The sequence below is a fragment of the Paenibacillus ginsengarvi genome, from assembly GCF_003626695.1.
Lineage (GTDB): Bacteria > Bacillota > Bacilli > Paenibacillales > NBRC-103111 > Paenibacillus_AB > Paenibacillus_AB ginsengarvi.
Map to the genome: position 1 here is coordinate 66,050 of NZ_RBAH01000027.1, position 22,734 is coordinate 88,783.

21 protein-coding genes are annotated in these 22,734 nt (G+C 57.2%); 10 read left to right on the forward strand and 11 right to left on the reverse strand.

Annotated features, from left to right (window positions below; genetic code table 11):
- The first annotated feature begins 65 nt into the window (after window positions 1–65).
- Entirely contained in the window at window positions 66–965 is a 900-nt protein-coding gene (locus tag D7M11_RS28445; protein ID WP_120750661.1) for a LysR family transcriptional regulator, read from the forward strand.
- An 18-nt stretch (window positions 966–983) separates the two neighbouring features.
- On the forward strand, window positions 984–1,757 hold the full coding sequence (locus D7M11_RS28450; RefSeq protein WP_120750662.1) for an MBL fold metallo-hydrolase: 774 nt from the start codon (window positions 984–986) through the stop codon (window positions 1,755–1,757).
- Window positions 1,758–1,854: 97 nt separating this feature from the next.
- On the opposite strand, the gene mgsA is transcribed toward D7M11_RS28450, so the two are convergent.
- From mgsA to D7M11_RS28475, 5 genes are all read right to left on the reverse strand, one after another.
- Complete coding sequence (mgsA, locus tag D7M11_RS28455) at window positions 1,855–2,286, reverse strand: methylglyoxal synthase (RefSeq protein ID WP_120750663.1); 432 nt, start codon at window positions 2,284–2,286, stop codon at window positions 1,855–1,857.
- Window positions 2,287–2,497: 211 nt separating this feature from the next.
- Window positions 2,498–3,256 carry an amidohydrolase family protein gene (locus tag D7M11_RS28460; RefSeq protein WP_120750664.1) on the reverse strand — a complete coding sequence of 253 codons (759 nt, stop codon included), beginning with the start codon at window positions 3,254–3,256 and terminating at the stop codon, window positions 2,498–2,500.
- A 47-nt stretch (window positions 3,257–3,303) separates the two neighbouring features.
- A complete protein-coding gene (locus D7M11_RS28465; RefSeq protein WP_120750665.1) occupies window positions 3,304–4,053 on the reverse strand; it encodes an amidohydrolase family protein in 750 nt (249 codons plus the stop codon).
- A gap of 43 nt (window positions 4,054–4,096) precedes the next feature.
- Window positions 4,097–5,335, reverse strand: a complete 1,239-nt coding sequence (locus D7M11_RS28470) for an aminotransferase class III-fold pyridoxal phosphate-dependent enzyme (protein ID WP_120750666.1) — start codon at window positions 5,333–5,335, stop codon at window positions 4,097–4,099.
- A gap of 300 nt (window positions 5,336–5,635) precedes the next feature.
- Window positions 5,636–6,436 carry a carbon-nitrogen family hydrolase gene (locus D7M11_RS28475; protein ID WP_120750667.1) on the reverse strand — a complete coding sequence of 267 codons (801 nt, stop codon included), beginning with the start codon at window positions 6,434–6,436 and terminating at the stop codon, window positions 5,636–5,638.
- A gap of 160 nt (window positions 6,437–6,596) precedes the next feature.
- Here D7M11_RS28475 and D7M11_RS28480 point away from each other — a divergent pair, with 160 nt between their 5' ends.
- The 8 genes from D7M11_RS28480 (at window position 6,597) to D7M11_RS28515 (ending at window position 15,941) form a co-directional block, all read left to right on the forward strand.
- Window positions 6,597–7,799, forward strand: a complete 1,203-nt coding sequence (locus D7M11_RS28480) for a pyridoxal phosphate-dependent aminotransferase (RefSeq protein ID WP_120750668.1) — start codon at window positions 6,597–6,599, stop codon at window positions 7,797–7,799.
- 540 nt (window positions 7,800–8,339) lie between these two features.
- Window positions 8,340–9,446 (forward strand): glutamate 5-kinase, encoded by a 1,107-nt coding sequence (gene proB / locus D7M11_RS28485; protein ID WP_120750718.1) that lies wholly within the window; start codon window positions 8,340–8,342, stop codon window positions 9,444–9,446.
- A 9-nt stretch (window positions 9,447–9,455) separates the two neighbouring features.
- A complete protein-coding gene (locus D7M11_RS28490; RefSeq protein ID WP_120750669.1) occupies window positions 9,456–11,153 on the forward strand; it encodes a proline--tRNA ligase in 1,698 nt (565 codons plus the stop codon).
- 25 nt (window positions 11,154–11,178) lie between these two features.
- Window positions 11,179–12,426, forward strand: a complete 1,248-nt coding sequence (locus tag D7M11_RS28495) for a glutamate-5-semialdehyde dehydrogenase (RefSeq protein ID WP_120750670.1) — start codon at window positions 11,179–11,181, stop codon at window positions 12,424–12,426.
- A gap of 45 nt (window positions 12,427–12,471) precedes the next feature.
- Window positions 12,472–13,344: a pyrroline-5-carboxylate reductase gene (gene proC, locus D7M11_RS28500; RefSeq protein WP_120750671.1), complete on the forward strand. Its 873-nt coding sequence runs from the start codon at window positions 12,472–12,474 to the stop codon at window positions 13,342–13,344.
- A gap of 6 nt (window positions 13,345–13,350) precedes the next feature.
- Window positions 13,351–14,628 (forward strand): 2,3-diketo-5-methylthiopentyl-1-phosphate enolase, encoded by a 1,278-nt coding sequence (locus D7M11_RS28505; protein WP_120750672.1) that lies wholly within the window; start codon window positions 13,351–13,353, stop codon window positions 14,626–14,628.
- Complete coding sequence (locus D7M11_RS28510; RefSeq protein ID WP_120750673.1) at window positions 14,625–15,293, forward strand: 2-hydroxy-3-keto-5-methylthiopentenyl-1-phosphate phosphatase; 669 nt, start codon at window positions 14,625–14,627, stop codon at window positions 15,291–15,293. The genes D7M11_RS28505 and D7M11_RS28510 overlap by 4 nt, the downstream gene beginning before the upstream one ends.
- Before the next feature lie 3 nt (window positions 15,294–15,296).
- Window positions 15,297–15,941: a methylthioribulose 1-phosphate dehydratase gene (locus D7M11_RS28515; RefSeq protein ID WP_120750674.1), complete on the forward strand. Its 645-nt coding sequence runs from the start codon at window positions 15,297–15,299 to the stop codon at window positions 15,939–15,941.
- 160 nt (window positions 15,942–16,101) lie between these two features.
- On the opposite strand, the gene D7M11_RS28520 is transcribed toward D7M11_RS28515, so the two are convergent.
- From D7M11_RS28520 to D7M11_RS28545, 6 genes are all read right to left on the reverse strand, one after another.
- Window positions 16,102–16,791 carry a DnaD domain protein gene (locus D7M11_RS28520; protein WP_120750675.1) on the reverse strand — a complete coding sequence of 230 codons (690 nt, stop codon included), beginning with the start codon at window positions 16,789–16,791 and terminating at the stop codon, window positions 16,102–16,104.
- Between the two features lie 60 nt (window positions 16,792–16,851).
- The gene (asnS, locus tag D7M11_RS28525) at window positions 16,852–18,150 is read right to left on the reverse strand and encodes an asparagine--tRNA ligase (RefSeq protein WP_120750676.1); all 1,299 of its coding nucleotides are present in this window, start codon (window positions 18,148–18,150) and stop codon (window positions 16,852–16,854) included.
- A gap of 146 nt (window positions 18,151–18,296) precedes the next feature.
- Complete coding sequence (locus tag D7M11_RS28530; RefSeq protein ID WP_120750677.1) at window positions 18,297–19,538, reverse strand: acetate/propionate family kinase; 1,242 nt, start codon at window positions 19,536–19,538, stop codon at window positions 18,297–18,299.
- Window positions 19,535–20,404, reverse strand: a complete 870-nt coding sequence (locus tag D7M11_RS28535) for a 3-hydroxyacyl-CoA dehydrogenase family protein (protein WP_120750678.1) — start codon at window positions 20,402–20,404, stop codon at window positions 19,535–19,537. Before D7M11_RS28535 ends, D7M11_RS28530 begins: the two co-directional genes overlap by 4 nt.
- Window positions 20,405–20,563: 159 nt before the next feature.
- A complete protein-coding gene (locus D7M11_RS28540; RefSeq protein ID WP_120750679.1) occupies window positions 20,564–22,090 on the reverse strand; it encodes an AAA family ATPase in 1,527 nt (508 codons plus the stop codon).
- Entirely contained in the window at window positions 22,083–22,616 is a 534-nt protein-coding gene (locus D7M11_RS28545) for a hypothetical protein (protein WP_120750680.1), read from the reverse strand. Before D7M11_RS28545 ends, D7M11_RS28540 begins: the two co-directional genes overlap by 8 nt.
- Between the last annotated feature and the right edge of the window lie 118 nt (window positions 22,617–22,734).

Genomic DNA, 22,734 nt, shown 5'->3' on the forward strand with positions numbered 1-22,734 from the left:
GCCATACATTCGCCCGCCAGGCATTATGGCGGCCATGTCCCGCCAAAGTAGGAGGATCAGACCGGATGGAATTCAGGCAATTGCAATACGCGATCCAGATCGCCGCCGAGAAAAACTTCTCGCGCGCCGCCGAGAAGCTGCATATCGCCCAGCCCTCGCTCAGCCAGCAGCTGTCCAAGCTGGAGAAGGAGCTTGGCGTCCTGCTCTTTTACCGCAATACCAATTCCGTGGAGCTGACGCACGCCGGCAGCCTGTTCGTCGAGAAGGCGCAGCACATTATCGATAAGATCGGGGAAATCCGTCAGGAGATGGACGATATTTCCCAGCTTCGCAAAGGCAGGCTGATCATCGGCAGCATGCCGATCACCGGCGCTCATATGCTGCCGGCGGTGCTTCCCGTGTTTCGCGAGCGGTACCCTGAGATTGAAATCGTGCTCGTCGAAGAGACGTCGGCAATCCTGACGCAGTTAACGGCCGAAGGACGCACCGATTTGAGCGTGCTGTCGCTGCCCCAGCAGGAGCAGGCGCTCGAATACGATGTGCTGATGGAGGAGGAAATTCGTCTGGCTGTACCCCCTCATCATCCGGTCGCGCAAACGGCCGCTGAGCAGGGAACGGTAGATTTGGCCCTCTTTAAGGACGAGCCTTTTATCGTGCTGAAGAAAGGGCAAGGCTTGCGGCAGACGGCGATCGATTTTTGTCTGGACGCCGGCTTCTCCCCCCGCATCGTGTTCGAAAGCAGCAATATCGAAACGGTTCAATCTCTGGTCGCCGCCGGAATGGGGGTCGCTTTCGTGCCTTCCATGGTCGAAAGAGGCAAATGGAGCGAGCATTCGCCGGCGTATTTATCGATCCGCAGCAGACCGACGCGGACGATCGTTATCGCCAGACGAAAAGGACGTTATGTCTCGAAAGCCGCGGAAGCGTTCATCGCGACGACGCTGGAGCTTTTGGGCCAAAAGTAAAGGAGTGTAACTCGGACAGTGGATCGGTTGACATTTTTGGGTACGGGGGACTCGATGGGGGTTCCAAGAATGTATTGCGAGTGCGGCGTATGCGCGGAAGCTCGCGTGACAGAGCGCAATCGGCGGTTTCGTTCGGCCGCCATGCTGCATACGAACGCCGGCAGCCTCTTGCTCGACTGCGGACCGGACTGGGTCGCCCAGATGGAGCTGCTCGGGGAGCGGCGGTTGGAGCGCGCCTTGATTACGCATCCGCATCACGATCATATCGCCGGCTTGCCGGAATGGTTCGACGCCTGCCGCTGGACGGAGCGAACCGGTACGGTTTACGCGCCCGGCATCGTTTTCGAAACGATTCGCAGACAATATCCGTGGCTGGAACGCCGCTTGGCCTACATCCCGAACGACGAGGGCATCGAATTCGGGGGATGGCGCATCACGCCGTGGGAAGTATGCCACGGCCGGAACGGCACCTCGTTCGCCTATAGGTTCGAGAAGGGCGAGTACCGCTGGGCGTACTGCTCCGATTCGATCAGGCTGACGGAGCAACAAAAAAAGCCGTTGCACGGCTTGAACATGCTGGTGCTCGGCACGAATTATTACAAGGAGGAAGCAGCTCCGGAAACGCGCTCCGTCTACGATATGACGGAAGCCGCCCAACTGCTCCTGGAAGTTCAGCCGAAGCTTACCTACTTCACGCATATGTCTCATAGGGTCGATATCGATGCCGGATACCCTCTTCCCGTAGGCGTCGCGCTTGCTTATCACGGATTAAGCGTTCCTCTCGGCCGGTGACGCGGCTACAGACAAAAGGGCTGCAACGTTTTACGTTCAACATGCTCCGGGCCGAACCGGGCATTCCGCGCCCGGCGTAAGCCGGATGATCCGTTTATTAACCCTCGGTGCCGCTTCTGCGTTCCAGGCGATACCGGTGCACGATGTTTCTCCAGGCGAGGTCGTGGCGCTCCAGCGACTTGACAAGCAGTTCGGCGGTCGCCAGATTGGTCGCAACGGGCACGCATTGCACGTCGCACAAGCGCAGCAGTGCGGATACATCGGGCTCGTGGGCAAGCGCGACAAGCGGATCGCGCAGGAAAATGACCGCGTCGATCTCATTTTGCGCCACGAGAGCGCCGATCTGCTGATCGCCTCCGAGCGGACCCGATCGCAAACGAACAACGCCAAGTTGCGTTTCCTCGGCAATTTTGTAGCCGGTAGCTCCCGTTGCGAATAACGTATGCTGCGAGAAGACGTCCCTATAGGCGATCACCAAATTCACCAGTTCTTCTTTCTTCACGTCATGAGCAATTAAGGCGATGTTCATCCTAACCCACTCCTTTATATTTTGTTAGAAATTATAACATCAACTTGTTCATGATTGAATCTTACACCAAATAACAAACCGATACAATAGTTTATGTTATGTTATATGACATTAAAAAGAAAAATATTTTTAATATTCACATATACGTCACATTAAGTGACACAAAGAAACTGACCTTCCGAAGGAGATCAGTCTCTTCCTTTGTTAAAGTTTATTTTGACAGTCGTTTAACGTTTTCGGCGAAAATGCTCCGCTTCGTTTCCTCCGCCACGTCCACCATGTCGACAATCGCAAACGAGCTTTTCAAACAGTACAGCGGGTGCTGCGAGCCGTACAAGATTTTGTTTGCGGGAATCAGCTTCAGCAGCTCTTCCAGCACAAACACCTTGTCCTTAAGCCCGCATGTGTCGACAAACAGCCGCGGAAGCTTGTTCAATTCCGCCTTCATCTCGGCAATCTCGTTGAAACGGATGTTCAGCACAACGATGTCCAGGTCCGGCTCGCTGTTTACAAAGGCGCGCAGCGCTTCGACGGACAGCGGCTGCGGCTTCATCAAGTAATCGAGACGTTCGTCCTCCATTCGTTTCGTCACGAACAGCGGCAGCACGTTCCGCTTCAGCTCCTCGCACAGCCGCACGACCGGTTCCCCGTTCAGGTCGTATTCGTGATACGTCGGATAGATGCGTACGCCGCGAATGTCGAACCGTCTCAGCCCCTCTTCGATGTCGCGCTGCCATCCCGGCAATGTCGGATTCACTGTCAGGACGTGTTTATATTCCGTACCGCCTATGAGCTCGTGCAGCTCCTCGTCGCCCTCGAAAGGATCGTTGTAAAAAATGCTGTTCAGCGAAGCCACATAACCTCCGGTTATGCCGTTGTCGCGATGCACGCCGCGGAGGTGCTCCAGCGTGTTTTTGCGTATTTTCCGAAACGGCCAGTGGCCCAGCAGAGCATTTACATCGGTAACCATCGTTCGTCCTCCCCCGCAAAATTCGCCCGTTTACGTAAGTCAGGCGTTCAGGCAAGCCTGAAGCTTCGATCGAACAGCTCCAGTGCGTTCCGGTACATAATACGGTCCTTCTGCTCTTGCGTCAAATCCGCCTCTAGAACCTGCCCGTAGTTCACCAAATACGTAATCGGCATATCCGAGCCGTACACGATCCGGTCCGCACCCACCCGCTCTACGGCATAGTCCAGATCGTCGCGGCGAAACGGGCTGCCTGAAAAATCGTGCCATACGTTGCGGTATCCGCGCACCGCCTTGATGCCGTGATAGCAATTGCCGCCGAAATGCGCCATCAGCAGCTTCGCCTGCGGGTATCGCTCCGCCAGATTGGCGACGTGAACGCCGGTCGTTTCGTACGCGAGCTGACCGACCGTTTTGTAGAACGAGTGGATCAGGATCGGGATGCCCGCCTCGATGCAGATCTCGACGAGCGGATATACGCGCGGGTCGTCGCAATATGTAGCCACCCACAGCTTCATGCCGCTCATTCCATATTGCTCGATGCCATGCCTAAGCACCTGCTCCGCATTCGCATGAGCGGGATTCACATAACAATACCCTTCGACGAGTTCCGGCTGCTCCCGCATGAAGCGGTATACGTCCCGATTGAGAGCGGCTACCTCCTCTTCGCCCGGGTAATGGGATTTCAGCCCCGACACGTGCAGCTTCGATATGCCGAACAGCTCGCACGCGCGCAGAAGCTCGCTCACGCTTTCGTCGTACCGGTCTCCCCATATATGAGTGTGCGCATCAATAATCATCCGGCTCCGCCTCCTCTCCGCTTGTCTTTCCGCCGATTACGCCTTACTTGGCCCTGGCTTCGGCAAGCTGCTTGCATGCAAGTTCCATACGTTCCAGCGCTTCCGTTATGTCTGCGTCCTTGTGGCTGTAGTTGACGTAAGATACGTTGTACAGCGATACGCCGTTACGATAAGCAAGCCGCATAAACTGCTCCCGCACCGAAGGGCTTGCCCCGGTCTTCAAGGTGAACGTCGGACACGGCCAAAAGCCTTTCAGCTCCAGCGGCACCTCGTATCGGTCGAAGAGGCCGTTTAATCCGCCCCACAAATGCTCTCCCTGCCGCCAAAGATGTCCGACGACGTCCTGTTCCTTATATACGGTCATCGTCGCTTTCGACGCGGCGAGTGACAGCGTTTCTCCGCCGAACGTACTCGAGATGACGGTGCCTCCCCGGTCGCAAGCCTTCATCACGTCTTTACTGCCCACGTAAGCGGATAGTGGCATCCCGTTTGCCATACCTTTGCTGAATACGGCCAGATCCGGCTGTACGCCGAAATATTGCTGTACGCCGCCGATCGCGATACGGAAGCCAGTGACGATCTCATCGTAAATGAGCAGCGCGCCATGTTTGCGCGTAAGCTCACGGACGGCCGGGTAAAACGTTTTCCCGTCCGCCATCGAAGCGTAATCGGCTGCAATGACGACGGCGGCAATCTCGCTGCCGCAATGGTCGAACCAGCGTTCGAGCGCGGCGATATCGTTCCAGGGCGCTGCATGGTGCAGCTCGCCGACCGCGTTTGGCACGCCGGGCACCGCTTTCCCCGACGCCGCCTGGCCCGGCAGCGACTGGCCGCTTCCCGACAAACTGTTGACCCAGCCGTTGTAGCCGATCTGGATGATCCGGTCGCGTCCCGTATACGTGCGGGCAATCCGGATGGCGGCTGCGATCGCTTCTCCCCCGGTTTTCAGAAACCGCGCCTGCTCCGCGCAAGGAACAAGCTCGCACAGCAGCTCAGCTACCTCCGCTTCGAGCGGGTGAGCATGTCCGAAAATAATCCCGCTGCCAAGTTGGTCCCGGATCGCTTCATCGACTTCCGGGAACTGATACCCGAGCGTTACCGGCCCAAGTCCGTTGCGAAAATCTATATATTCGTTGCCATCGGCGTCCCAGACCCGGCAGCCCTTCCCCTTTACGATGACGGCCGGCTCCTCCGGCAGCAGCGAAGGCGCTTTCGAGCAAGTGCTCGAGCCCCATGGGATTGTCTTCCGGAGCCGTTCATGCCACTCTATCGTCGATGTCATGTTCGCCTTCTCCTTCTCGTCGCTAATTTTACATACAGGTTATGCACCTGTAAAAATTCAACCACAAAGCAGCTCCTGTTGCAAGACGGCTATAACTTCCAAAACGGCGGCAAAAGGTTGTTTCCCGCCTGTTCCTGTACAATTCGGCGCTTAATCGCGATAGGACGAAAAAAAGCGCCTGCCTATGCAGACGCCCGAGTTTCCACGGTGTTTATGCCGGTACAATTCGCGTGTTTGAAAAACGCTGCACGCAGGAGTACCGCGATTTATCGCAGCGAATACGTATAGGAGGCAAGCCGTTTAGTACAACTCCGGACGGCGATCGGCAAATACTGGAATCGTGCTCCGCACCTTGTCCACCACGGCCAAATCCAGCTCGGCGGTCAAAATCGTCTCCGCTTCGCCGCCCTCCGCCACTATCTCGCCCCACGGGTCAATAATCATCGAATGGCCGAAAAAGTGCGTCGTGCCGCTCGTTCCGACCCTGTTGCACGCCACCACGTACATCTGGTTCTCGATCGCGCGCGCCGTCAGCAGCGTGCGCCAGTGATGAAGACGCGGATGCGGCCATTCGGCCGGTACGATCAGCAGCTTAGCGCCGCCTAAAGCAAGCCTTCGAGTCAGCTCCGGGAAACGGATATCGTAGCAGATCATCATCCCCGCCGGAATGCCGTCCACGGCCAGCTCGCCGACCCGGTCGCCCGCCTGCAAATATTTCTCTTCATCCATAAGCCGAAACAGATGAATTTTGGAATAACTGCCAGTCCGGTTGCCCTCGCGGTCGAACGCATAGATCGTATTGCGCACATGATCGCCGCTTTTTTCGGCAATCGAGCCGGCTACGACATTCACTGCATGTTTGCGGCAAAATTCGGAAACGAACCGGATCGTCCTTTCGCCGCCGATATCCGCAAGGTCGTGAATCCGATCCAGCGCGTAGCCGGTATTCCACATTTCCGGGAATACGATCAAATCCGGCTTGCGCTCGGCGGAGACGGCCGACTCCAAAAGCTCCGAAAGCTTGGCAAAATTCGTCTCCGGTTCGCCGACCGTAATGTCCATCTGCAGGATGGCTACGTTCAGCTTTGCTTGTTCAGACATGTCGCGTTCACTCCGATTTCGTAATGTTCCTATTCATCATAGTCGATCGGGCACGGATGAGCAACGACGGACGGCAAAATATCGCTTTGAAAAACGGCTCCGGACAGGTATAATCCAAATGTAACGAGTTATTTAAGTCTATTATTCGGAGTGAAATACTATGAATTCGCCATTGAATCCGACCTCATCTTTCCGGATCGAAGCCGCCGACAGGATGAAACGGCTGCCTACGCAATTTTTTGCTTCCCTTGTCAGCAAAGTGAACCGGCAAATCGCCGCCGGGCACGATGTCATCAACCTCGGACAAGGCAATCCGGACCGGCCGACGCCCGCGCATATCGTCTCTGCCCTGCAGGAAGCAACGCCAAATCCGGCTTACCATAAATATTCCCCGTTCAGCGGGTTTACGTTTCTGAAGGAAGCGATAGCCGCCCGCTATCGCGAAGATTACGGCGTGAGTCTCGATCCGGAAACGGAAGTCGCTATTTTGTTCGGCGGCAAAACGGGGCTGGTTGAAATAAGCCAGTGTCTGCTGAACAGCGGAGACGTCTGCCTCGTACCCGATCCCGGCTACCCGGACTACTGGTCGGGCGTGGAGCTCGCCGGCGGACGGATGGTGTTCATGCCGCTGAAGGAAGATAACGCATTTCTTCCCGACTATTCGGCGTTGTCCGCTGACGATGTGAACAAGGCGAAGCTAATGTTCATCAACTATCCGAACAATCCGACGGCGGCTTGTGCCCCGGATTCGTTTTATGACGATACGATCCGGTTCGCCGCCGCAAACGGCATCGTCGTTGCGAGCGATTTCGCCTACGGCGCCATCGGCTTCGACGGCAAACGGCCGGTCAGCTTCCTGGAGCGGCCAGGCGCGAAGGAAGTCGGCGTCGAGTTTTATACGATGTCCAAAACGTACAACATGGCCGGCTGGCGCGTCGGCTTTGCTCTCGGCAACGCAGAAGTCGTCAGGCTGATCAATCTGATCCAGGATCATTACTATGTCAGCCTGTTCGGCGGCATTCAGGCGGCTGCGGCTCATGCGCTTACCTCTCCGCAGGACTGCGTCCGGGAGCTGAACGCCGTCTACGAGAGCAGGCGCAACGCCCTATTCGGCGCTTTATCGCGGATCGGCTGGGAAGCTACGCCGTCGGCCGGCTCGTTTTTCGCCTGGCTTCCCGTACCTAAGCGGTACACGTCGGCCGAGTTCGCAGACCTTCTGCTGACCGAAGCGAACGTCATGGTTGCGCCGGGGATCGGCTTCGGCACTCACGGCGAAGGCTACGTGCGCGTCGGGCTGCTCTCCTCCGAAGCGCGTCTCGAGGAGGCGGTAGAGCGGATCGGCCGATTGAACTTGTTCGGGTAGTCGATAAGAGGAGCGGAGTGGAACATTTGCATCTGGAGCAGCGAAGCGGTCGCCTTTACAATCGGATTTCAACCTTAGCATACTTCGATCAAGGAATCCGATTGTAAGAGCGAGCGGAAGATCAAATGTTCCCGCAGCGGCCGTTATACCAGCAAATCCACTAATACTTTCTTGTCACAAATCTCTTTACAAACTAGCGGCGGAATGCTATTCTATACAGTAATAATTTCGATCCCAAACGTGATGACGGGACCAGTAGGAACAGCCCACGCGTCCAGAGAGTAAATTCCGACGGCTGCAAGAATTTACCGTGATGGCTTTGCCGAAACCCACCCCCGAACGGCCAACGACGAGTTGGACAGCGCCTTGCTGTTAACAAGGACACAAGATGACGAAGCGTTATTTGCCGCGCTCGTTAATTAAGGTGGTACCGCGAAAGCCGGACTTTCGTCCTTAACAAGGATGGAGGTCTTTTTTTGTTTTGGGCCGGATTTGCATACGCCGGCTGACGATATTACGGTATACAAGGTGGGAATCAGGATGCAACAACGGATCGTAGTCAAAATCGGCAGCAGCTCCCTCACATCGGACGAAGGCGGGCTGAATCGCGCCAAAATCGAATATTTCGCCGCAGAACTATCCCGCCTCCAGCAAGCCGGCTGGAGCGTCGTGCTCGTCACTTCCGGCGCCGTGGCCGCCGGTTTCCGCAAAATCGGCTATGCGAAGCGGCCGAAAGCGCTGCACGAGAAGCAGGCGTCGGCTGCGGTCGGGCAAGCCTTGCTCATGCAGAGTTACAACGAAGCGTTCGGAACGCACGGTCAGACGGTTGCGCAAATTTTGCTGACCCGCTCCGACTTCCGAAGCCGCGTACGGAACCATAATGCGCTCATGACGATGCAGGAGCTGATGAGCCGGGGCGTCATCCCGATCATTAACGAGAACGATACGGTGGCCGTCGACGAGCTGAAGTTCAGCGAGAACGACACGCTGTCCGCACTAGTCGCCAACCTGCTCAAGGCGCAAAGATTGGTGATCCTCACGGATACGGACGGTCTGTACACCGACGACCCGCGGAAAAACAGCAATGCGCGGCGGATCGAGCGCGTCGAGGAAATTAGCGAGGACATTTACCGGATTGCCGGCGGCTCCGGGTCTTCGGTCGGCACCGGCGGAATGCGTTCCAAGATCGAAGCGGCGCGAATCGCCACGAGCGGCGGCGTGCAGGTATTCATCGGCAGAGCGACGGAGCCGGACGATCTGCTGCATGCGGTGCAGGGCGTCGGGAGAGGTACTTATTTCGATACGAGCGCACATACGTTGTCGACGAAAAAGCAATGGATCGGCTTCCACTCCGAGCCGCAAGGCAAAGTGAAAGTCGATCTGGGGGCGGAACGCGCTCTCGTGGACGGCGGTAAAAGCTTGCTGCCGGCTGGCGTAACCGAGGTAGACGGGGAATTCCACCCGGGCGATGTTGTCGAAGTCACCGACGCGGAAGGCCGAACGCTGGGACGCGGAGTCGTCAACTATGCATCGTGGCAGCTCAAGGCGGTTGCCGGATTATCGACGGAAGAAGTCCGCAAACGTGTCGAAGTGCCGCGCATCGAGGTCGTCCATCGCGACGAATGGATCGTATTTGCCGGGAGGTGACGTAAAGAAATGAGATTAAATCAGACGCTGATCCCTACTTTGCGCGACGATCCGTCCGACGCAGAGGCGAACAGCCACCGCTTCATGATCCGAGCCGGTCTCATCCGGCAGCTCGCCTCCGGCGTTTATTCGTACCTCCCGCTCGGCTACCGCGTGCTGCGCAAGCTCGAAGCGATCATTCGCGAGGAAATGGAGAAGGCGGAAGCCGTCGAAGTGCTGCTGCCGTCTCTCCATCCCGCCGAGCTGTGGCAGCAAAGCGGCCGCTGGGACCTATATGGAGACGATCTGATGCGGCTTAAGGACCGGCACGGTAGGCCGTTTGCGCTGGGCGCGACGCACGAAGAGGCGATCACCTCGCTCGTTCGCGACGAGGTCAAGACGTATAAACGGCTGCCGCTGACACTGTTTCAGATTCAGACCAAGTTTCGCGACGAACGAAGACCCCGGTACGGCTTGCTGCGCGGACGCGAATTTCTAATGAAGGACGCTTACTCGTTCGACGCCGACACGTCTGGGCTCGATCGCAGCTATAGCCGCATGTACGATGCGTACACGGCTATCTTCACCCGCTGCGGCTTGCGGTTTCGGGCGATCGAAGCGGATTCCGGCTCGATCGGCGGCACCGATACGCATGAATTTATGGCCGTTTGCGACATCGGCGAGGATACGATCGTGCACTGCGGCGGATGCGGGTATGCCGCCAATCTGGAGCTGGCTGTATCCGCTTCGTCGGCAGCCGAGCCAGGAAGTGCCTTAACCGCCCCGTCTCTCGCCGAAACGCCAGGCGTGCGGACGATCGCCCAGCTCACCCGTTTCCTGAACGTGATGCCTGAGCAAATCGTTAAATCGATCGCCCTGCTCGCCGATGAACGGCCGGTTCTCGTACTCGTGAGAGGCGATCGCGAAATGAACGAGACGAAGGTGAAACGTCTGCTCGGCGCAGCCGACGTGCAGCTCATGGGCGAGCTCGAAATAACCGGACTGCTGCGCTCGGCACCGGGCTTCATCGGGCCCGTGAACATTCCCGAGAACGTAATGATCGTGGCGGACGAAGAAGTTCGCGGCTTGCGGGACATCGTTATCGGAGCGAATGAGCTGGACCGTCACTGGACCGGGGTTACCCCGGAGCGCGACTTCCGGATCGACCGGTATGGCGATTTGCGGTCGGCGGCGGACGGAGACCGCTGCTGCCGCTGCGGACAGCCGCTTCTGTTCGATAAAGGCATCGAAGTCGGGCACGTCTTCAAGCTAGGCACGAGATACAGCGAAGCGATGCGGGCTTCGTTCTTGGACGACAGCGGCCGCTCCCTCCCCTACATCATGGGCTGCTACGGGATCGGCGTCTCCCGCCTGCTCGCCGCTATTGTGGAGCAGCATCACGACGAATCCGGTATCGTATGGCCCGAGAGCATAGCGCCGTACCGTGTTCATTTGATCGTCATTCAGCCGAAAGACCCCGTCCAGCTTGAATTGGCGGAGCGGCTGTATCGCGACTTGCAGGCGTCGGGCGTAGAGGTGCTGTTCGATGACCGCAGCGAGCGGCCGGGGGCCAAATTCGCCGATGCCGATCTGATCGGTATTCCGCTTCGAATTACCGTAGGCAAACGGGCGGCGGACGGTTTCGTTGAGTGCAAACGCAGATACGAGCCGGATTCGTTCGAGCTGGAAGCCGCGAAGCTGGGCGAACACCTGCAATCGGGCAAATAAACCGAAGACCGAAGGAGGAATCTATATGAGTGAAGTACGCGAAAAAGCGGCCAAAGCAAAAGAAGCCGCAAGACGGATGAACCGCGTAACGACCGAACAAAAAAATGAAGCGCTCCGCCTGATGGCCGACCGGCTTGTAGCCGAAAGCTCCGCCATCCTGGAGGCGAATGCGATCGACCTCGTAAACGGCAGGCAAAACGGAACTTCCGAGTCGCTGCTGGACCGGCTGGCGCTGAACGACAAACGGATCGGCGCCATCGCCGAAGGGCTGCGCCAAATTATCGACCTGCCGGACCCGACGGGTCGGCTGCTCGACGAGACACAGCGCCCGAACGGCCTCCTCATCCGCAAATACAGCGTCCCGCTCGGCACGATTGGCATCGTTTATGAGGCTCGGCCGAATGTGACCGTCGATGCGGCGGGCTTGTGCCTCAAAAGCGGCAATGCCGTCGTGCTTCGCGGCGGTTCGGCTGCGCTCGAATCGAACAAGGCGATCGTGCGCATCATGCACGAGGCGCTGGCCCAGTCTTCTCTGCCGGCGGACTGCATCCAGTTGATCGAAAGCTCGGATCGCGCCTCAGTCGATGAAATGCTGAAGCTGAACGGACTGATCGACGTCATCATTCCTCGCGGCGGACGCTCGCTCATTCAGAATGTAATCCAGAATTCGACCGTGCCGGTCATCGAGACGGGCGAAGGCATCTGTCATACGTACCTCGACGAAGAGGCCGATCCCGTTCAGGCGGAAGCAATCGTCATTAACGCCAAAGTCCAGCGCCCCTCGGTATGCAATTCGCTGGAAACGCTGCTCGTTCACGAAAGCTATGCGGAAAAGTTTTTGCCCGCCCTAGCAAACAAGCTGAAGGAACTGGGCGTCGAGCTGCGAGGCTGCGACCGAAGCCGCGCGCTTGTTGCCGGCATGGAAGCGGCGACGGAGGAAGACTGGCGCACCGAGTACAACGATCTGATTTTGTCCGTCAAAGTTGTCGGGGGTCTGGACGAAGCGCTCGATCATATCGCCAAGTACGGCACGCTTCATTCGGAGTGCATCGTGACTGCGAACGCCGAACGCGCCGAACGTTTTCTTCTTGAAGTCGACGCCGCCGCCGTTTATCATAACGCTTCGACTCGTTTTACCGACGGCTTCGAGTTCGGCTACGGCGCGGAGATCGGCATCAGCACCCAAAAGCTTCACGCTCGCGGGCCGATGGGCTTGCCTGCGCTGACGTCGACCAAGTTTGTCGTGCACGGCAGCGGTCAAATCCGCCGCTGATCGGCGTGCTGTCCCAAGACTGATTCAGGCAAGGAGAGAAAATATATGAGTGATACGGAACATCCATCTGCAATAGCTTTCATCGGCGCGGGCTCGATCGCCGAGTCGATTATGAGCGGCATTATCGAGAAAGGGATCACCGGGCCGGAACGGATCTTCGCCGTCAACCATCAGAATGACGAGCAATTGGCGTATTTGCGCCGCACGTACGGCATTCGCGCCTCCCGCATGCCGGAAGAGCGCGATCAGGCGATCCGCGACGCGGCGATCGTGATCCTGAACATGAAGCCGAAAGACGCTGCAGCCGCCATTGCCGACTACCGGCATTTGCTGCGCCAGGATCAGCTGATCGTCTCCGTAATCGCCGGACTATCGATCCGTACGATCCAGCAGCTGCTCGGCGGCGCTTACCCGATTGTCCGCACGATGCCGAACACATCGAGCACGATCGGTCTCGGGGCTACCGGCGTCAGCTTCTCGGCAGAAGTTTCGCCGCAGTGGCGCGAGACCGCACTGGAGCTGTTCCGTTCGATCGGCGAGATTTGCGTCGTCGACGAGGATCGGCTCGATATCGTAACCGGCGTGTCGGGCAGCGGCCCCGCTTACATTTATTATGTGATGGAGGCGATGATGGCTGCCGGCGTACAAGGCGGTCTGTCGGAGGAAGCCGCCCGGACGCTCACGATCCAAACCGTTCTTGGCGCCGCCCAGATGGCCAAAGCGACGAACGAAGCCCCTGCGGAGCTTAGACGGAAGGTCACTTCCCCGAACGGCACGACGCAAGCCGCCATCGAGCTGCTGGACGCAGGCGAAGTAGCCGGGCATATCTCTCGCGCCGTCTTGCGCGCAGCCGAAAGAGCCCGCGAAATCGGACAGGCGCTGGCCGAACAATCATTACCGAGCGGAAAGCAGGTGTAACGTAAAGTGAACTATTGTGTAGCGACGTACCGCTGTCACGACGACAAAGCGGACTTTCACAAAAAAGCGCATTCGATCGCGATCGGACTTACGGTCGGAAGCTGGACCGAGCTGCCGGCGGCGAAGCAAAAAGAAATGGAGAAGCATCTCGGCGTCGTGCTTTCCGTCGATGTGTTTGAGCCGTCCGGGTCCGCAGACGGTTCCGGGCGTTATGCGGATATTCGCATCGCCTACCCGGACATCAATTTCAGCCATGACATTCCGGCTCTGCTCATTACTGTTTTTGGCAAATTGTCAATGGACGGGAAAATCAAGCTGATCGACCTGCACTTTTCCCCTTCCTTCCTGAGCAGCTTTGCCGGTCCGAAGTTCGGCATCGGCGGCATCCGCGAGCTGCTAGGCGTACAAGACCGTCCGCTGCTCATGAGCATATTCAAATCGGTCGTCGGTCACGATCTCGAGGAGCTGGGCCGTCAATTTTACGGTCAGGCCGCGGGCGGCGTCGATTTGATCAAGGACGACGAAATTTTGTTCGAGAATCCGCTGACTCCGATCGAGAAGCGGGTGCAAACGTGTATGGAGGCCGCTCGGCGTGCCGAAACGGTAACCGGGCAAAAGCTGCTGTACGCCGTCAATATTACAGGTCCGGCCTCGAAGCTAGCTGAGCAAGCGAAAAAAGCGATTGCCGCGGGCGCAAACGCGTTGTTGTTCAATGTGCTCGCCTACGGCTTCGATACGCTGCGGGAGCTAAGCGCCGATCCGGATATTTCCGTTCCGATTGCGGCCCATCCCGCTTTGTCCGGAGCGATGTACCCATCGCCGCATTACGGCATCTCCGCTTCGGTATTGCTCGGCAAGCTGATGCGCCTCTGCGGAGCGGATCTCGTGCTGTTCCCGTCTCCTTACGGCTCGGTCGTGATGCCGAAGGAAGAGAACATGGCCATTCGTCATGCGCTTGTAACCGACGAGTTAGCCAAAGACTATGTGTACTTGTCTCCCGGACAAGCCGGCTCCGAAGCTCCGATCGCCCTGCGTGAAAGCTTCCCCGTTCCGTCGGCGGGCATTCATCCCGGGCTGGTTCCGTGGATCATCCGCGATTTCGGCGTCGATGTCGTCGTGAACGCCGGCGGCGGCATTCACGGCCACCCGCTCGGCACCGCGGCCGGCGGACAAGCGTTCCGGCAGGCGATCGACGCGGTTATGGGCGGCGTTACGCTTGAGGATTACGGCCGGACGCATCCCGAGCTTCAGGCGGCGACCCAGCTGTGGGGGGCGAAGCAATGAAACGACCTGTTATCTTTTGCGATTTCGACGGGACGATCACGGAGAGCGACAACATTGTCGCAATCATGAAACACTTCGACCCGCCAGGCTGGGAGCCGCTAGTCGAACAAGTCGTCACAGGCAAGATAAGCATCCGGGATGGAGTAGGACGCATGTTCGAGCTGCTCCCTTCGGCCAGCAGGGCGGAAGTGGCGCAATTCGTCTTCGATACCGCGAAGATCAGGGCGGGCTTTCCGGAGCTTCTCTCGTACTGCGACCGGCATCAGATCGAGTTTTTGGTGACGAGCGGCGGCATCGACTTTTTCCTGCTGCCTCTGCTGGGGCCGTTTCCGATCGCGCAGGACCATATTTACTGCAACGCCAGCGATTTTTCCGGCGAACGCATCCGCATCGTCTGGCCGAATCCGTGCGACGAGAACTGCAAGAACGATTGCGGCATGTGCAAAACGACGGTCATCCGCCGTTACCCGCAAGATAGTTATGTACGCATCCTTATCGGGGACAGCGTCACCGACTTCGAGGGAGCGAAGCTGGCCGATCTCGTCTTCGCCAGATCGCATCTGATTACGAAATGCGAGGAGCTCGGCCTCCCTTATGTTCCGTTCGAAACGTTTCACGACGTGGTCCGGCATTTAGGCGAGAATACGATTCAGGAAGGTGTGTAAGCTTTGAACGATCCGATCTATACGCTGGAGCAGCGCCAGCAAGCCTTCGCCGAGCTGCGCGAAGTGAAAACCGAGCTGGCTGCCCGCGGCTGGTTTCCCGCCACCAGCGGCAACTTATCCGTCCGCGTCGGCGACTTCTCGCCGGAGCGGTTCGCCTTCGCGATTACGTCGAGCGGCAAAGACAAATCGAAGCATACGCCGGACGATTACTTGATCGTCGACCGTGCCGGCAAAGCGCTGGAGACGACGAAGCTGAAGCCGTCCGCCGAAACGCTCATCCACTGCGAAATTTACCGGCTTACCGGCTGCGGAGCCGTCTTTCACGTGCATACCGTGTACAACAACATCATCTCCGAGCTGTACGCGGAGCAAGGCAGCGTTCCGTTTCAAGGCGTAGAGCTGATCAAGGCATTCAATATTTGGGAGGAAGACGCGAAGATCGAGGTACCGATTTTGCCGAACTATGCCGACATACCGCGGATCGCCGAGCTCGTAGAAGGGCGGATCGATCTGAAGGTTCCAGGCATCGTGCTTCGCAACCACGGCATCTATGCTTGGGGAGCGAACGTGTTCGAAGCGAAGCGGCATTTGGAAGCTTTCGAATTTTTGTTCGAGTACGCTTATCGCTGGAAAGCGCTGCGTTCTTAATTTCATCGAATCTGTTTGCGGCCGAAAGGCCGCTTTTTTGTTGGCCTCGAGAGCTAACTTACTCTGGCAAAAAAGCCGCCTCGCGGCCCAAACGGACCAGCGAAAGCGGCTCACAGACGGACGAACCATGGCTTAAAAAACACCGAGCCCTTTCCCTTCCTCAACGGGCTCCCCTGAACTTCTGCGTGTACTGCCGCGCCTGCTCGGGCGTCTGCACCCGGTTGCGGCTCCATTCGAGCAAGATCCGGTCGATATAGCGGAAATGGATAACCCCGGCGAATACCGCCTCCTTCAGCGCCAGCAGAATCAGCTCCTCCGGGTAACGGTCGCGGTCGAGCCACTGCGAAATGTTCTCGCATTCCATCGGCGTCAGTGGCCGGGCGAATTCCTTCTCGAATATGGTGAAAATGTTGTCGGTATCCGCTTTGGCCGGCATAACCGCTCCTCGTGCCGGTATGTTCGGCTTCTGGCGCTCCACCGTCTCCTCGAACCAGGCTTCGGCCAGCTTGCGGTACATCAAGGTCAGGTTGTAGTTTTCACTTAGAACGCCGGTCGATTGATCGATGTCGTCGTCGATCTCCAGGAACTCATCCTTCAGCAGCCGCTGCAGCGCCTTAATGACCGTCTCCGGCGGGGCGGACATCCGCTCCTGCAATTCCTCCAGCGTCGGAAACTCCTTGCCCTCCTTCTCCCTGTAAGCGATCAGGTGAACGAGCAGCATCGCCTCCGTATCGGAAAGATTCATTCGTTTGTACAGCCGAAGCAGCAGCATCGGAACGGTGACCCCGCCGACCTCCAGCGCCGCCATCAAGCCTCGCTCCAGCGTCTTGCGGTCTTCCCCTCTCGCCATGCGAACGCCCCCTTCGATTAAAGGCGCTTTCCGAAATGTACTTCAACTTCGGCAAGCCTCCTAAGGATACAACCGGTACAGCAGCCGCGGGAACGGAATCGTCTCTCTCACATGCTCCAGCCCGCATATCCAGGCGACGGTGCGTTCCAGTCCGAGCCCGAAGCCGGAATGCGGCACCGTGCCGTATTTGCGCAAATCCAAGTACCAGCGGTACGCGTCTTCCCCGAGCTCATGCTCGGCAAATCGCTGCTGCATCAGCTCCGGATCGTCGATGCGCTGGCTTCCGCCGATAATCTCGCCATACCCTTCCGGCGCGATCATATCCGCACATAAAACGACTTCGGGCCGGTTCGGATCGGGTTTCATATAAAAGGCTTTAAACGATGCCGGATAGTGGGTAATGAACACCGGCTTGTCGAACTGCTGCGCAATTTCGGTCTCGTGCGGCGCCCCGAAATCTTCCCCCCAAGTAATCTCATGACCATTTTCCTGAAGCCGCCGGATCGCTTCGTCATAAGTGATTCGCGGAAACGGGACCGTCACGCTCTCCAGCTTCGAAACGTCGCGACCGAGCGTTTCAAGCTCCTTCCGGCAATGAACCAGCACATTTTGCACGATGTAGGAGATGAATCGCTCCTGCACGACCAGATTTTGCTCGTGATCGACAAACGCCATCTCCGGCTCGATCATCCAAAACTCGATCAAATGCCGGCGCGTCTTCGATTTTTCCGCCCGGAAGGTCGGACCGAACGAATACACTTTGCCGAGCGCCATGGCCGCCGCCTCCATATAAAGCTGGCCGCTTTGGGTCAAATAGGCGTCCTCGTCGAAATATTTGGTGTGGAACAAGTTCGTCGTCCCTTCGCAGGAGGAAGGGGTCAAGATCGGCGGGTCGACCAAGTAAAACCCGTTCTCGTCAAAATATTGCTGCACGGCGCGGATGATCTGCGCGCGAATGACCATAATCGCCCGCTGGCGCGGAGAACGTAGCCACAAGTGGCGATGATCCATCAGGAAGTCGACGCCATGCTCCTTCGGCGTAATCGGATAATTGACGGCGACCTGGATGATCTCCACACCGCTGACGTCCAGCTCGAAGCCGCTTTGACTACGCGCATCCTCCCGCACGGTGCCGTTCACATAGAGCGAGCTCTCCTGAGTCAGCTTCGATGCTTCGTCCCATACGTCCTGCGAAACTTCATTTTTCACGACGACGCCTTGAATGAAGCCCGTTCCGTCGCGAAGCTGGAGAAACTGGATTTTACCGCTCGATCTTTTGTTATGCACCCAGCAGCCTATTCGTACCGTTTGGCCGATATGCTTGTGTACGTCCCGAATCGTCGTAAGCTCCATGCCCATCCTCCTATGTAATCGAAATCGTAGATCCGTATGTTCCGTCCGGAAAAAGATTGCCTCGCAGCCCGGCCGCCACGCCGCTTCTGCGGGACAATCCCTTCCTCGCACGTGCAAGTACACCGGGTGGTGCTAGCTTCCCGTTTGCTTCCTTAACAGGTGACCGCTCCCGCTTCTTCATCGGACAGTCCCCTAATTCTGGCCGCTTCCCGGAACGTATCCCGGGCAATGACCAGCTCTTCGTTCGTCGGTATAACCCAAACGTCCACTTTCGAGTCGGGAGACGAAATTTTACGGTCGCCGCCGCCTTTGCGCTCATTCGCTTCCGTGTCCAGCGTCAAGCCGAGATAGCTCAGCTGACTGCAGATCACCTCCCGCAACAGCGCGCTGTTTTCCCCGACTCCGGCCGTAAAGATGAGCGTATCGAAGCCGTTCATCGCGGCCGCGTAAGCGCCGATATATTTGCGCAGCCGGTATTCGTACATGTCGAAGGCAAGCCGCGCATTGCGGTCTCCTTCCTTCATCGCTTCCAGCACCTCGCGCATATCTCCCAGCCCGCCGGATACAGCGAACAAGCCGCTGTGCTTGTTCAGCATCGAGTTCACTTCGTTCACCGACAAATCTTCCTTGTCCATCGCAAACGGCACGATGGCCGGGTCGATGTCGCCGCTTCGCGTGCCCATCATTAAGCCTTCGAGCGGCGTCATGCCCATGCTCGTGTCGACCGATTGGCCGTGCTTGATCGCCGTAACGCTGGCGCCGTTGCCGATATGGCACGTAATCAGCTTCATTGTCTCGATCGGCTTGCCGCTCAGCTCGGCGGCCCGCTGGCTCACGTATTGATGCGACGTGCCGTGGAAGCCGTACCGGCGAACCCCGTGCTTTTTGTAGAACACATTCGGAATCGCGTAGCGGAACGCGACCGGCGGCATCGTCTGATGGAACGCGGTATCGAAAACGACCACTTGCGGGACGTGCGGCAAATTCGCTTCAACCGCTAGAATGCCCGTTAGCGCTCCCGGATTATGCAGGGGCGCCAAATCGAATAACCGCCGAATCTCCGCCTTCACCCGCTCGTCGACGAGAACCGAGCCGGAAAACGACTCGCCGCCGTGAACGACGCGATGTCCGACCGCGTGCACATCCTCCATCGAGGTTAGAACGCCCTCCTTCGGATCGATGAGCACGCGCAGCACTTTGCGGATCGCGGTCGTATGATCCCAGATCTCGCTAACCTCACGGAATTCCGACCGGCCGGCCGGCTCGTGCGACAGCATTGCGGTTTCCATGCCGATCCGCTCTACCTTTCCTTTGGCCAGCACCGATTCCGTTATCATATCGAACAGCTGATATTTTAGAGACGAACTTCCAGCATTGATGACGAGAATATTCATAGTCTGTCGCCGTCCTCATCGTAATGGAAAAAGCCTTCTCCCGACTTGACGCCGAGATGCCCCGCGCGAACCATCTGCTTGAGCATAAAGGAAGGGCGGTATTTCAAATCGCCGTATTCGCGGAACATCCGCTCCATCGCCGCCAGCACCGAATCGAGGCCGAACCGGTCGGCCAGCTCGAGCGGTCCGTACTTGAAGTCATATCCGACCTTCATCGCCTTATCAATGTCCTCGGCTGAGGCAACGCCTTCGGATAACGTATGCATCGCTTCATTAATCAATGTGCAGATAAGCCGGGTCGTGACAAATCCGGGCGATTCGTACACCATGATGGCCGTTCGCTGAATATGGCTCTCGACGAACCGGCGCACCGTTTCGTACGTTTCGTTTGACGTTTTGAGACCTCTTACAATCTCGACGAGCGGACTTCTGCCGGCCGGATACGTAAAATGAAGGCCGATCACCCGCTCCGGCTGCTTCGCCGCCCCGGCAAGCTCCGTCAAGCTGAGCGTCGACGTATTGCTGGCCAGAATGGCGTCCGGGCAAGCGACGCCGAGCTTCGCGAACACTTCCTTCTTGATCTCCAGATCTTCGGTCACGGTTTCAATAATCAAATCGCATGAGGCCAACTGCTCGAAAGTTATCGTTTTATGAATTTTGCTAAGTGTAAGCCTTTTCTCGGCGTCCGTGATCGCCCACTTCTCCAACTGCTTCAGCAGGCTGAGCTCGATATTCCGGATCGCATGTTCGAGCTGCTCCGGCGTATGCTCGAGCAGCAGCACGTCGATTCCTTTCGCCGCAAGCATTTCGGCGATGCCTTGCCCCATCGTTCCGGCGCCGACTACGCCAATTTTCGTAATTTGCACGGTTTATCTCCTTTACGCGCCTGATCTCGATGACTGAACTTACGGCTATACCTAAATGATACAACGAATAAGCAAATATTTCACGCCAGGACACAAAAAGGTCGTAAATGAACCCACAAACGATGAAGTTTGTGGGTCATTTTTTTAAAACGATATGGACTATGCAAGGCCCTGAGTCGACACGGGTGTAGCGTTTGTCTGTTCGACCTTGCCGAGCAGTTCCCGGAACTGGTCGCCGGTCAGCACTTCCTCGCGAAGCAAAATGTCCAGCGATTGCTCGAACACGAAGCGGAAGCGCTCCAGCATTTCTCTTGTAGCCTGGTGCAATCCGTTCAGGATGGACGCGTTCTCTTTCATCAATTGCTCCTGCGACACCATCTCGCTGTCGATGATGCCGAGTGATGTAAGGCCGGAATCGATCATCGTACGAACAAGGCGAAGCGCCTGTTCGAAGTCGTTTCGCGAGCCGGTGCTCCGGCCTCCGTAAAACATCTCCTCGGCAACGGCGCCGCCGAGCGCGATCATAATTTGCTGCTCCAGCTCGGCACGCGTGTACAAGTACTGATCCTGCGGCGGATTATGCCGTACGTATCCGAGCGCCTGACCGCGCGGACTGAGCGAAACGGTTGAAACCGTACCCGGCTTCACCTTCTCCGCAGCGATAGCGTGCCCGAGTTCGTGAAGCGCAACGCGCTTACGTTCTTCCATCGTCGCTTCACGGTCGGTTTTCTCCCCCATCATGACCTTATCGATCGCAAGCGAAAAATGCTGCTGGCCGATCTCGGCCCGCTCCTCCCGCATAGCATAGATGGCCGCCTCGTTCATGACGCTTTCGAGCTGTGCCCCGGAAAATCCGAACGTCTCGCCGGCGACCCGCTCGAGACTGGCCTCTGGCGACACCGGTTTATTGGCGGCATGAAGTTGCAAAATATGCCGACGTCCTTTTTTGTCAGGCAGATCTACCCCGATATGCCGGTCGAACCGCCCCGGACGAAGCAGAGCGCTGTCCAGCATCTCCTTGCGGTTGGTGGCGGCGATGATCAGGATGCGCGGCGTATCCGACGTATGGATACCGTCCATTTCGGTAAGCAGCTGGTTCAGCGTCTGATCGTACTCCCGGTGTTGACCGCCTTCCCGCTTGCCGCCGATCACGTCGATTTCGTCGATAAACAGGATCGCGCTCTCTTTGTTTTCCTTTGCGGCGCGGCTGCGCGCTTCCTTGAACAAATCTCGGACCCGGCTGGCGCCGACGCCGACATACATTTCCACGAACTCGCTGCCGGAAGCCGAGACGAAGACGGAATTCGTATAAAACGCCGCCGCTTTCGCCATCAGCGTTTTGCCGGTTCCCGGAGGTCCCGTGAGCAAGATGCCTTTTAACGGACGAATGCCGAATTTGCGTATTTCCTCATGCTTGATCAGAAAGTCGAGTGCTTCCATCAGCTCGTTTTTCGCGCGGTCTTGGCCTCCGATATCGTCGAACGTCAAATACGAGGGCGTCCGGCTTTTCCCTTTGCGCTCGGAAGAAGTTCCCCCGATATTCGCGCGCATACGCGTAAGGTACAATAGCGAAACTAACAAAACACCGACAAGAACGACCGGCATTACATTAACGCCCAAAAAGACGAGGAAGACGAGCAGCACTGGCACGAACCCGATGAGCATTTCTTTGCCAAGCTTACTCATTAGGCCACACCCCCATTTTAGGCGTGGTACGAGGCAGCAGCACATATTTGTCATTCGTACCGTCTGTCATATGAACGTACACGTATTTGTCGTCCATTTCCGTGCTGACCTGCATGCCCGGATAAGTCGACTTCTTCGCATCCAGCGCCGCCGGAATCAAGGCATATCGCTTGCCCTCCATCGCTTCTGCTACATCGAACAAAGCATCGGACCACCAACGGTCCAGCTCCGGCGTACTGGAGTCCTTGATCGCAAGCTCCACATCGCGTTTGCCTATAATCGAGCTGCCTTTTTCCGTAATCGATTTATATATTTCGCGGATGCTTGCATCCTGCTTCGGTGTTAGTTCTATTGTTACTTTGTCGCTCCCGACGCTAATCTGCGACGGTCCGACACCCGGCGTCTCCTGCACGATGCGGGAAAGAGGATTCTCCATCGCCAGGCTGTCATATAGAAACCAACCTCCGAACAGTACGACCGAAGATACAATAATGCTCGCCGCAATCGGCAGCCATCTGAGCTTCATTCGGACGTCCCTCCTTCATCCTTATAGAATTGTTATAGTTAAATTTGAGTCTGGATTTGAATACAATCTGTATATCACTGAATCAATACTGAAAGTATATCACATTCAGCATAGCAAA